Origin of the sequence: Longimicrobium sp. (genome assembly GCA_036389795.1) — a bacterium.
GTDB lineage: Bacteria > Gemmatimonadota > Gemmatimonadetes > Longimicrobiales > Longimicrobiaceae > Longimicrobium.
Window position 1 is genome coordinate 1 of the sequence record DASVWD010000214.1, and the last position, 11,834, is coordinate 11,834.

An 11,834-nucleotide genomic window follows, 5' to 3' on the forward strand; every position below is an offset into this window, starting at 1 on the left:
GGTGCGGCTGGCCCTCTTCTCCGACGCCGGCTGGGCGGGGGACCGCGGGGAGTGGTCGTCCGGGCGTCCGCTGTGGTCGGCGGGGGCGGGGGTGAGCTTCCTGCAGGGCGTGGTGCGGGTGGACCTGGCCCGCGCGCTCCGGAGCCCCACCGGCTGGCGCATGGAGCTGTACCTGGACGCGCCGCTGTAAAACTGCGAGTGCGAAAGTGATTGCATCGCAGTTGCTTTCGCACTTTCGCACTCTCGCACTCTCGCACTTCCTTCCCTCACCCCCGCATCAGCGACGCGATCCGGTCCCGGTACGCGCGGCTGGAGTTGAGCTGGGTGCCGTCGGCCAGCACCACCAGGTACTCGCCCTTCCCCCAGCTCTCGATCGAGCGGATGCGGTCCACGTTCACGATGGCCGAGCGGTGGATGCGCATGAAGCGGCGCGGGTCCAGGCGCCCCTCCATGGCGCTCACCGTGTCGCGCAGCAGGTGCACCTTCTTCGCCACGTGCAGCTCCAGGTAGTTGTCGGCCGCGCCGATCCAGTCGATCTCGTCCACCCGCACGAACACGTAGCGCCGCCCGGTGCGCACCAGGAAGCGCTCGGGGTAGTCGGGCGCCGGGCGGCGCACCTTCTCCAGCACGGCGGTCAGGTTGTCGGCCCACTCCTTCCCCAGCGGCTGCAGCATGCGCGCGCGCGCCCGCTCCAGCGCCTGGCCGAAGCGCTCCTGGTCGAACGGCTTGAGCAGGTAGTCGACGGCGTTCACCTCGAAGGCCGAGAGGGCGTACTGGTCGTACGCGGTGACGAACACCACCAGCGGCATCCGCGCGGGGCCCACCGCCTCCACCACGCCGAAGCCGTCCAGCTCGGGCATCTGCACGTCCAGGAACACCAGGTCGGGCGCGAGCGAGCGGATGGCCACCACGGCCTCCACGCCGTCCTCGGCCTCGCCCACCACCTCCACGTCGGCCTCGCGCTCCAGGAGCGCGCGCACCCGCTCGCGCCCCAGCGGCTCGTCGTCGACCACCAGCGCCTTCACCCTGCGCACGTCGCTCGTCAGCTCCCGGCGGCCACCAGCGGGCCGCCCAGTTCGTCGTCTGCTTCCTCCTCCTCCGCGGCGCGGAGCGGGACCTCCAGGGCCAGCCGGGCGCCGCCGCCGGGGGCGGGACCCAGGTACAGCCGGTGCGCGCCGCCGTACTGGGCCGACAGCCGCTCGGAGAGCGCGGCCAGCGCCTCGGCCGAGCACGCCTCGGGGGGCAGCGTCCCCCGCGCGTCGATGCGCAGCCGTCCGTCCGCCACCCGGGCGCGGAGCGAGAGCCCCGGCGGCTCGCCGTCCAGGGCGCCGGGGCCGGGGGCCAGCAGGGCGTCGGCCACGGCCTCCAGCAGCAGGTGGGGGACGTGCGCGCCGGCCGCGGCGGGGTCCACCTCCACCACGAGCGCCGGGGGGCGCCCGCCGCGCCCGGCCACCACGGCCAGGTACAGCGTGAGCAGCTCCGCCTCTTCGGCCAGGGTGGCGTCGCTCCACTCGTCGCGGTAGAGGGTGGCGCGCAGGAAGTCGGAGAGCCGCGCCAGCGCCCGGTCGGCGGCGGCGGTGTCGGCGCGCACGAGGCCCGCCAGCACGTCCAGCATCCCGAACAGCAGACGCGGCTGGATGCGCAGCTTCATCAGCTCCAGCCGGCTCTCGGCCAGCCGGGCCTCCAGGCGCGCGGCCGCCACCTCGCGCTCCTGCGCCGCGCGGAAGAAGCGCAGCGCGTGCCCCACCGCCACCATGTTGAAGAAGAGCACGGCCCGCCCGGGGAAGAGCACCACCCAGGCGACGGGGGCGGGGACGTGCCCGGGGTCGCCGAGCGCCAGGCGCACCGCCGTCTCCAGCGCCGCGAAGCCGGAGGAGACGACCACGCCCGCCAGCGCGGTCAGGAGCAGCGGCCCCAGCCAGCGGTCGGCGCGGAAGGGGAGCCGGTCCGCCGTGGCCAGCGCGGACAGGGCGAGCCCGGCGATCCCCGTGGCGAACGCCAGCCCGACCGCCAGCGCCCGCCCCGGCGCCAGCGGAACCCCGTCCAGCCGCGCCAGGGTGAGCCGCTGCGCCGCCGTCACCAGCGCCAGCAGCGCCCACCCCGCCACGAAGAAGCGGCGGAAGCCGCGGTTGCCCGCGAAGAGCGGGTCCGGCCGGGCGGCGGCGAGCGCGGCGGGGGCGGTGGCGGGGCTCACGGGGCGGCCGCGGGGACGAAGGGGATCTCGATGGTGGCTTCCACCCCGCCGCCCTCGCGGGGGCGCACCTCGAAGCGGTGGCCGCGCCCGTAGAGCTGGGCCAGGCGGGCGCGGGTGTTGGCGAGCCCCACGGCGCCGCGGCGGGCGGTCCCCTCCGGCGGCAGCCCGCGCCCGTCGTCCACCACCTGCAGCAGGAGGCGCTCGCCCCTGCGCGCCGCGCGCACCTCCACCGCGCCGGGTCCGCGCCGCGGGGCGATCCCGTGGCGGATGGAGTTCTCCACCAGGAGCTGCAGCGCCAGGTGGGGGACGAGCGCGGCCTCGGCCCCGTCCTCCACCCGCGTCGACACGCGCAGCCGCTCGCCCAGCCGGGTGCGCTCGATCTCCAGGTACAGCGAGAGGAAGTCCAGCTCCTCGCCGAGCGGCACCTCCTGCACCCCGGCGCGGGCCTGGGTGCGCTCCAGCAGCTGCCGCAGCCGGCCCAGGGTGCGCACCGCCTCGTCGGGGTCGCGGTGCATGAGCGCCGACACGGAGTTGAGGGTGTTGAAGAGGAAGTGCGGGTGGATCTGCATCTTGAGCACCTGCAGCTCCGCCTGCGCCAGGCGCGCCTCCAGCCCGCGGGCCGCCACCTCGCCGTCGCGCCGGCGGAAGTACGAGGCGATGGCGTACCCCACGCCCACGTCGGTGAGGAACACCACCAGCTGGAAGGGGAGGAGCCGCAGAAGCTGCTCGGGAAGCGGCGCGAAGTTCAGCGTTCCCCAGGTCCTGAGCGCCAGGATGCGGAGCGTGAGCACGACCAGGCCGGCCGCCAGCAACGCCGCCGCGGTGCGCAGGGGGCGGCGCGGCTCCGGCGGCACCGCCCACGCCACCGCGAACGCGGCCAGCTGCACCAGAAGCCACGAGAGCGCGTCCGTCACGCCCACCCAGAGCACCAGGCCCATCTCGTCCTCGGGCCCCGCCGCGTACGCCGTGCCGGCGACGAAGGCCGCCGTCTGGAAGAGCCACAGCGCACCGAACACGGCCCAGGCGCGCCCGCTCCCCAGCAGCTCGCGCAGCGCCGCCGCCGACATCCGGGATGCGGAGCGGTGCGGCCCGTTGCGGGCGGAGGGTGCCGGGGCGTCGCTCACGACAGGATCGGTCCGGGGGCTCGGGTCCCGCGCGGACGCGCGGGCGAGGTGCAGTGTATACAATATCCACGAGCGCCGCTTCCCGGCACCTCCCGGGGACGGACGCGCCCTCCCCGCGGGCGAGCCGGTCGCTGCCGGGGGCGAGCCGGAAACGGACGGTTGGCGAGGGGATCGACGCGCAGGCGACCAACGAGTGTCCGAAAACATCTCTGTCCCCCTCCGATCCCCAAGAGCTTCACACGGAGTCAACGGAGTCAACGGAGGTCACCGGTGGGCTCTCGGTCGACTCCGTCGACTCCGTTTCCTCCGTGTGAGGCACGCAGGGCCGGGATCCGCCGGAGCGCCCGGGGTTCCGCACCTCGCACTTCGCACTTCGCACCTCGCACCGGCTGTTCCCGCGCGGAACCCTTCTTGCTGCCCGGGCCTTCGCTGCACGCAGCTCTCGCACACCCCCGGACCGCGGATGACCGGCAGCTACAACGCCACGCTCGTCGTGGCCTCCGTCCTCATCGCGATCATCGCGAGCTACGTGACGCTGGCGCTCGCCGCGCGCGTGACGGCCTCCAGCGGCCGCTTCCGCACCGCGTGGCTGGTGGGCGGGAGCGTGCCGCTGGGGCTGGGGATCTGGAGCATGCACTTCGTGGGGATGCTGGCCTTCCGGCTCCCCGACGTGCCGATGGCGTACGCGGTGCCCACGGTGGTCCTCTCCGCCGTGGTCCCCATCCTGGCCTCGGCGCTCGCGCTGTACATGGTGAGCCGCCCCGAGATCCGCGCCCCCCGGCTGGCCGCGGCCGGCGTGCTGATGGGCGCGGCCTTCGCCGGGATGCACTACCTGGGGATGGCGGCGCTGCGCGCCGACGCGCACGTCTCCTACCGCCCCGCCCTGGTCGCCGCCTCCATCGCCATCGCCCTGGGCGCCTCGCTCGCCGCGCTCTGGATCTCGGCGCGCTTCCGCAGCGACGAGAGCCCGCGCGGCCGGCGCTGGAAGGCCGCGGCCGCCGTGGCGATGGGCCTGGCCATCGCCGGGATGCACTACACCGCCATGGCCGCCGCGCGCTTCACCCGCGGCGACCCGCGGCTCGTGGTGTCGCAGGACTCCGTGCTGCGCACCGAAGGCCTCGCCGGCGGCATCGCCGTGGCCACGCTGGCGCTGCTGGGGATCACCCTGCTGGGCGCGCTGGTGGACCGCCGCACCCACGCCCGCTCCGCCGAGACCGAGGCCCTGCGCCGCAGCGAAGACCGCTTCCGCTCGCTGGTGCTGGCCAGCGCGCAGATCGTCTTCACCACCGACGCCCGGGGGCAGATCGTCGCCGAGCAGCCCGAGTGGGGCACCTTCACCGGCACGCGCTTCGACGAGTACCGGGGGATGGGGTGGCTGCGCTCCGTGCACCCCGACGAGCGCGAGCGCGTGGCCCACGCCTGGCGCGGCGCGGTGGAGCGCCGGACCATGGTCGAAGACGAGCTGCGCCTCTGCACCACGGGCGGCGGGTGGCGCCACATGGCCGTGCGCGCCGTCCCCGTGCTCGAGCCGGGCGGCCGGGTGCGCGAGTGGGTGGGCGCCTGCACCGACGTCACCGAGCGCCGGAAGACCGAGCTGGCCAGGGACTTCCTGGCCGAGGCCAGCCGCGTGCTCGCCTCCTCGCTCGACTACCAGACCACGCTCGGCAGCGTGGCCCGCCTGGCCGTCCCGCGTCTGGCCGACTGGTGCGCCGTCGACGTGCTGGACGCCGACGGGAAGGTGGAGCGCGTGGCGGTGGAGCACACCGACCCCGAGAAGGTCGCGCTGGTCCACCGCCTCCAGGAGCGCTACCCGTCGGACCCCGCCGCCCCGCGCGGGCTCGCGCAGGTGATCCGCACCGGCGAGCCCGAGATGGTGTCCGAGATCCACGAAGAACTGCTCGTGCAGGCGGCCAGGGACCCAGAGCACCTGCGCACGATCCGCGAGCTGGGGCTGCGCTCGTACATCGTGGTCCCCCTGGTGGCCCGCGAGAAGACGCTGGGCGCCATCACCCTGGTGCACGCCGAGAGCGGGCGCGCCTACGACGAGCGGGACCTGGCGCTGGCCGAGGAGCTGGCCCGCCGCGCCGCCGTCGCCATCGACAACGCCCGCCTCTTCGCCGAGACCGAGGAGTCGCGCGCCCGGCTCGAGCAGCAGGCCGCCGAGCTCGAGGAGGCGCAGGGCGCCATGGAGGCGGCGCACGACGAGCTCCGGCGGGCCAACGAAGAGCTCCTGGAGCGCACCGCCGAGGCCGAGAAGGCCCGCGAGGCCGCCGACGAGGCCAACGCCGCCAAGAGCGCCTTCCTGGCCACCATGAGCCACGAGCTGCGCACGCCGCTGAACGCCATCGCCGGCTACGCGCAGCTCCTGGAGATGGGGATCCACGGCCCTCTGAGCGAGGAGCAGCGCGAGTACATCGACAAGATCCGCCGCAACCAGACGCACCTGCTGGGGCTCATCAACGACGTGCTGAACTTCGCCAAGATCGAGGCCGGCCAGGTGCAGTACGACATCGGCGAAGTGCCGGTCGACGAGTCGCTGGCGGCGATCGAGGCGCTCATCGAGCCGCAGGTGCGCGCCCGGCGCCACGCCTACACCTACCGCCGCGGCGACCCGGCCGTCACCGTGCGCGCCGACCGCGAGCGGATGGAGCAGGTGGTGCTGAACCTGCTCACCAACGCCGTCAAGTTCACCGAGCCGGGCGGCCGCATCGTGCTGGAGTGGGAGGCGGCGGACGGCCGCGTGCACGTGCGCGTGCGCGACACCGGCCGGGGCATCCCCGCCGACCGGCTGGGCAGCATCTTCGAGCCGTTCGTGCAGGTGGACCCGGCGCTCACCCGCTCCAGCGAGGGCACGGGGCTGGGCCTGGCCATCAGCCGCGACCTGGCGCGCGCCATGGGCGGCGACCTCACGGTGGAGAGCCGCGAGGGGGCGGGCTCCACCTTCACGCTCACGCTCCCGCAGGGCCGCCCCCGCGCCGCCTCGCGCGTCGCCTGAGCCCCCGGTCCGGGCAACCCCGGACCGATTCACGGCAACTACGTCTCTTAGGCGTCGCGATGGGCTAAAGCCCCTCGCTGGAGCCACGGAAAGCCTCGCCAACCCCGCGAGGCTTCAACCGCGCAACCCCATTCTCCTCCGCGCTCGGTTCCGTCGCGCGAAGCGCCGAGGTGTTTCCCCTCTACCGCGCAGCGGGGGAGGGGAGCGCGCCCTCTGGCTGCGAGGAACGAGCAGCCGAGGGCCGCGCGGGGGAGGGGGCCTCCCGGCGGCGCAGCCGCCGGACGCGGCCCCCGCGACGAACTGCGCGCCGGTCCGCGGAACCTCCCGCCGCGGCCGGTGTTGTTGACCCGCTCCGGGAGAGACGCCCGGCCGCCGTACCCGTACTTTCGCACTTTCGCACTCTCGCACTTTCGCACTTGCAGTGCGCGCGCGTATGGACTGCGGCGGCCCGATCGCTTAGCTTATCCGTTTCTCCGGCAACGACCTACCACCGCCTGACGCTGCATGGCCCAAGCCGCCAAGACCGAGCGCCCCCGCGCCGTGACGATCCCCGAGGCCCCCCGGCCGGTGGAGCCCACGCGGCCGCCGTACCTGCTGGCCGCCGCGGCCGCGCTGGCGGTGTTCGCGCTGTACGCGCTCACCCTGGGGCCCACCACCTGGTTCTGGGACACCAGCGAGTACATCGCCACCGCGCACATCGTGGGCATCCCCCACCCGCCGGGGAACCCGCTCTTCGTGCTGCTGGCGCGCGCGTGGGAGCTGCTGCTGGCGCCCACGGGGCTGCCCACGGCCGTGCGCATCAACCTCTTCAGCGCCTTCATGAGCGCGGGGACGGCGTTCTTCTGGTACCTCACCGTCCACCGCGTCCTGGGCTGGTTCGACGAGCGCGAGACCGTGCGCCGGGTGGGCGCCGCCGTGGCGGTGCTGGTCTCCGCCACCGCGTACACGGTGTGGAACCAGGCGAACGTGAACGAGAAGGTCTACACCGTCTCCATGTTCACCATCGCCGCGCTCACCTGGCTCGCGTTCCTCTGGCGCGACCACGTCGAGGCGCACCGCGCCGCCGGCGCGCGCGAGGCCGGCCGGTTCCACGACGACAACGTCCTGGTGCTGATGGTGTTCATCCTGGCCCTCTCGGTGGGCAACCACCTGATGGCCTTCCTGGCCGCCCCCGCGGTGCTCATCTTCATCGTGCTGGTGCGGCCGCGCTCGCTGGCCAACTGGCGGCTCTACGCCTTCGCCTTCGTCTTCGGCTTCCTGGGCCTCTCGGTCCACCTCTTCCTCTCCATCCGCGCCGGCCTGCACCCGGTCATCAACGAGGCCTCTCCCACCTGCGACTCGGTGGGCTCGGCGCTCCTGTCCATCCTGGGCTTCGGCCGCTTCGAGCTGCCGGGCGCGTGCGAGAACCTGCACGCCGCGCTCGCCCGCGAGCAGTACGGCAAGCCCCCGATCTTCCAGCGGCAGGCGCCCTTCGTCTCGCAGATTCTCACCTACTTCCAGTACTTCGACTGGCAGTGGGCGCGCTCGGTGGCCGGCGCCACCGGGTACTTCGCGGCCCCGCGCGTGTTCATCACCCTGGTGTTCCTGGCGCTGGGCGGCTACGGCGCCCTGGAGCACTTCCGGCGCGACCGGAAGAGCTTCGCCTACCTGGGCGTGCTCTTCCTGACGCTCTCGGTGGGGCTCACCATCTACATGAACTTCAAGTACGGCTTCGGGCAGATCCGGGCCATGGGGCAGAACCCCGACCTGGCCGAGGTGCGCGAGCGCGACTACTTCTTCCTGGTCTCCTTCTCGCTCTGGGGGCTGTGGGTGGGCATCGGCCTCACCGCGCTCTGGCTCTCGCTCTCCGAGGCCCTGGGCGGCGCCCGCAAGAACGCCCTGGCGCTCGCCTCGCCCGTCTTCGCGCTGGCGCTCATTCCGCTGGTGCTCAACTGGCCGTACGCCAGCCGGCGCAACGACTGGGCGGCGCGCGACTTCGCGTACAACATGCTGATGTCGGTGGAGCCGTACGGGGTGCTCTTCACCAACGGCGACAACGACACCTTCCCCCTCTGGTACGTGCAGGAGGTGGAGGGCATCCGGCGCGACGTCACCGTGATGGTGCTCAGCTACCTGAACACCGACTGGTACCCCAAGCAGCTGCGCGACCTCACCCGCCCCTGCCGCAACCCGGGCGACGCGCTGCGCGACCCCACGCGCATCATCTGCCAGCGGCCGTACGACGCCGGCAGGGGCCCGAGCTTCTACGCCGGCGCCCCGGCGCCCACGCGCTCGATCCTGGGGATGAGCGACGACGAGATCAACGCCATCGCGCGCGGCTCGGGGCAGGTGCTGTCGCAGGACCAGGTCTTCGAGGCGCGCGGCGTCCAGGTGGTGTTCCCGGCCAACAAGTACCTGCTCCCGGCCGACCTCTTCGTGCTCTCCATCATCAAGACCGCCTGGGGCGACCGGCCGATCTACTTCGCCAGCACCACCAACGTGCAGTACGACCTGGGGCTCTACCCGCACGTGGCGCGGCAGGGGCTGGCCTTCAAGCTGGTGACCCCCGAGGAGGGCGCGCGGCTGATGAAGATGCCGGGCGGCGACCAGTTCAACCCCATGCTGGGCGCGTACATGGACGTCGACCGGAGCGCCTCGCTGCTGGGCCAGACCTTCCAGCTGCACGACGTGCTCGACAAGCCGCACTGGACCGACGACGCCACGCGCAACATCCCCGTGCACCTGTACTACACGTACCTGGCCCAGGCGGCCGCCGAGGAGATGCGCAACAACCCGCGGGCCGCCGAGCGCTACAAGCGGATCGGCGAGCAGTTCGAGGCGCTCTCCAAGCGCTAGGCCTCCAGTCTTCCGCGACAGACGAGACGACCTCCCCGGCGCCCGAGCCGGGGAGGTCGTTTCACGTCCGGGTCCATGGCCGCGGCAGCGCCAGCGCATTCCGGATCCATCCACGAGGATCGTTCCGGGATACCGGGTTCTGCCGCGATGGTCTCACGCAGAGGAAGCAGAGGCAGCAGAGGAAGACCGCGGGTGGCGATGTGCTCTCTGCCGACTCTGCCGACTCTGCGTGAGGCCTGAAGTTCTTCCCCCGCTTCCCGTCATGCCGGGGCGAGCCAGAGCACCCGGCCGCCCAGCGCGTCGGTCAAGGTGTGGTCGTCGTCGTAGCTCTCGGTGCTGATCCCGGCGATGGTGCCGCCGGCGCCCTCGGACTGCTTGAGCTGCCAGCCGCGCCTGGCCGGCACCTGGTCGGAGTCGACGTTGTAGGCGCCCCAGTAGGCCTGGAACCTCAGGTCCTGGTAGAGCTGCACGGCGCTCAGCCCCGGCTCGTAGCCCACGTACAGCCCGGGCACGTACCCGGCGGCGGCCACCTCGTCGTGCCAGTTGTTGCAGTAGGCCACGACGTCGGACGCGGCCGTGCCGGGGGCCACGCACTCCAGGTCGCACCACACGTTCACGCCCGGCGGCACGCCGATCTGCGCGGCGAACTTCGCCGCGTTGGCGCCGTACTCCTGGCCCAGGTCGCCCGTGGGGTGCCAGCCGGGGTTCAGCACGTGCTGCACCACCATCAGCGCCAGCCCGTTCGCCAGGATCGTCTGCGCCTCGGCCGCGGTGAGGTCGTACGAGGCCATCTGCACCCGCCCCACGTAGCGGACGCAGAAGCGGTAGCCGCTGGCGTAGAACGCCTGCGCGGCAGCGGCCGAGATCGGCGTGTTGGCGTCGAAGCCCTTGATCCCCGGCGGTGCGGGCTGGACGCTCCCCGCCAGCACGGCGGAGGCGGAGTTGTCGGCGCTGTCCATGTCGGCTGAATGACTTGGGTGGAAGGGAGGAGGATGATAGAGGCAGCTGTGCCTGGAACGGTACGCGGCTGGACACCGCGGAGCAATAGCGGGATGCCGGCCGTCCGGTGCGGGAAACGGCCCGCCGCCGCCGGAGAGCCGACGGCGGCGGGTCCAGCGGCAGCCGGGCACCCGGCCGGGATTCGCGCGGAAATCGAACGCACTCACGCACTTCCGCACTTCCGGCCCTCAGCACATCGGGCCCTCGCAGGTCTCCCCGGTGCAGTCGAACTCGCAGGAGAGGTCGCACTGCGTGGCCAGCGGGCCGTCGAGCGAGCACGGCCACTGGCTCGGGTTGCACTCCGCCGTCGGCTCGGGGCAGCCCCGCGACGGGCAGCCGAGCCCCCAGCAGTCCGTGTAGCAGGTGCCGTCGCACGACTCCTGCCCGCACCAGGTGTTCTCGGTGACGTCCTGCCCGCGCACGGTCCCGCGCGAGCGCGAGGGGGGCACCGTCTCGAACGACTCCACCCGCAGGTCGTCCAGCGCCAGCCTGAGCTTCTTCATGGGGGCCTCCGCGATCGGGTAGACGGATGAGAGCCGACACCCGTGTGAACGGCCCTTTCGCGGAGAGAATTACACGGCGGGGACGAAGTTGGACCGGCGGTCACGTACTGGTACCGGGGGGAGCCACGCCGCCCCCGCCGGCGTCCCTCCGGCCAGCTCGCGGGACGTGGCTCACGCCGGCGCGAGCCACTTCACCGTGCCGCCCTTCTGGTCGATCCGGGTCCGGTCCGCCTGGAAGCGGAACCCGCGCGTGCCGGGCGGGCGCAGCGGCGAGCCGGCTCCCACCGCGATCTGCTCGAGCTGGAAGCCGCGTCCCGGGATGTCGAACTCCTCGTTGAAGGCCAGCCAGTAGTGCTCGAAGGGGAGGTGCTCGGCGATCTCCGTCCCCTTCAGCCGCGCCCGGTCTCCCAGGTACAGCCCGGGCGCGAAGCCGGCGTCCTCCACCTGCGCGTGCCACCGCAGGCAGTAGTCGAGGATGTCCTGCTTGGGGGTCCCCGACTTCACCGCCTCGAGGTCGAGGAAGAGGCAGACGCCCGGCGGGAAGCCGATCTTCTCGCGGGCCCACTCCGCGGCGAAGGCCCCGTACCGCTTCCCCAGGTCGGGAGTGGGCGTCCACCCCGCATCGCTCTTGAAGTGCTGCACCGCCATCAACGCGAACCCGGCGTCAAGGAGGAACTCCGCCTCCGCCGCCTTGAGGTCGAAATCGACGGTCGCCGCCGTCTTCTCGCGGGGGACGTAGCGCAGGCAGTAGCGATAGCCGTGGTCGCGGAACGCCCTGGCGCGCTCGGCGGTCATCTTCTGCCCGTCGGCGTTGAAGTCGAGGCCGAGGATTTCGGCCTCGCCGGCGCTCTGCACGGTTCCGGAGAGGGGCATGGGGACCTCGCGACGGTGAAGGGGACCGAAGGGGGGCGAGACGAAGGCGCGAGAACGGCCCGACCCTCACGCTAATCGGGCGCGGGCCCACGGTCCAACCCTTTCGCTCCATCGCCCGCAGTCCTTGAGATGGACGCGCGGGCGCCGCTTCCCGACGAATCGTCCCCGTTATACCAGGTTGCCGAGCATAGTTCTGGTTCCAAACAGATTGGAATCACACAGAGGACACAGAGAACACAGAGGGAACTGAAGACGCGATTGAAGTTCTCTGTGTCCTCTGTGTCCTCCGTGAGAGGCTTTTCAGAAGCTGT

General features: G+C 72.7%; 9 protein-coding genes. 3 read left to right on the plus strand and 6 right to left on the minus strand.

The features are described 5' to 3' along the window. The coding region (locus VF746_25160) for a hypothetical protein (protein ID HEX8695729.1) at positions 1-190 on the plus strand (190 nt) is incomplete at its 5' end. Positions 191-266: 76 nt separating this feature from the next. Here the strand turns inward: VF746_25160 and VF746_25165 are convergent. The 3 genes from VF746_25165 to VF746_25175 are packed head-to-tail and all read right to left on the minus strand — an operon-like array spanning position 267 to position 3,318. After that, on the minus strand, positions 267-1,034 hold the full coding sequence (locus tag VF746_25165) for a LytTR family DNA-binding domain-containing protein (protein HEX8695730.1): 768 nt from the start codon (positions 1,032-1,034) through the stop codon (positions 267-269). An 8-nt stretch (positions 1,035-1,042) separates the two neighbouring features. Continuing rightward, positions 1,043-2,194: a histidine kinase gene (locus VF746_25170; protein HEX8695731.1), complete on the minus strand. Its 1,152-nt coding sequence runs from the start codon at positions 2,192-2,194 to the stop codon at positions 1,043-1,045. Further along, complete coding sequence (locus VF746_25175) at positions 2,191-3,318, minus strand: histidine kinase (GenBank protein ID HEX8695732.1); 1,128 nt, start codon at positions 3,316-3,318, stop codon at positions 2,191-2,193. Before VF746_25175 ends, VF746_25170 begins: the two co-directional genes overlap by 4 nt. Before the next feature lie 463 nt (positions 3,319-3,781). Here VF746_25175 and VF746_25180 point away from each other — a divergent pair, with 463 nt between their 5' ends. Continuing rightward, complete coding sequence (locus tag VF746_25180; protein ID HEX8695733.1) at positions 3,782-6,313, plus strand: MHYT domain-containing protein; 2,532 nt, start codon at positions 3,782-3,784, stop codon at positions 6,311-6,313. 504 nt (positions 6,314-6,817) lie between these two features. Beyond that, on the plus strand, positions 6,818-9,148 hold the full coding sequence (locus tag VF746_25185; protein HEX8695734.1) for a DUF2723 domain-containing protein: 2,331 nt from the start codon (positions 6,818-6,820) through the stop codon (positions 9,146-9,148). 260 nt (positions 9,149-9,408) lie between these two features. Here VF746_25185 and VF746_25190 read toward each other — a convergent pair whose 3' ends face one another. The 3 genes from VF746_25190 to VF746_25200 all read right to left on the minus strand — a co-directional run bounded on the left by VF746_25190 (position 9,409) and on the right by VF746_25200 (position 11,523). After that, the gene (locus tag VF746_25190; protein ID HEX8695735.1) at positions 9,409-10,107 is read right to left on the minus strand and encodes a DUF1906 domain-containing protein; all 699 of its coding nucleotides are present in this window, start codon (positions 10,105-10,107) and stop codon (positions 9,409-9,411) included. 228 nt (positions 10,108-10,335) lie between these two features. Then, a complete protein-coding gene (locus tag VF746_25195) occupies positions 10,336-10,650 on the minus strand; it encodes a hypothetical protein (GenBank protein ID HEX8695736.1) in 315 nt (104 codons plus the stop codon). A gap of 171 nt (positions 10,651-10,821) precedes the next feature. Beyond that, positions 10,822-11,523 carry a glycoside hydrolase domain-containing protein gene (locus VF746_25200; GenBank protein ID HEX8695737.1) on the minus strand — a complete coding sequence of 234 codons (702 nt, stop codon included), beginning with the start codon at positions 11,521-11,523 and terminating at the stop codon, positions 10,822-10,824. Positions 11,524-11,834: the final 311 nt, after the last annotated feature.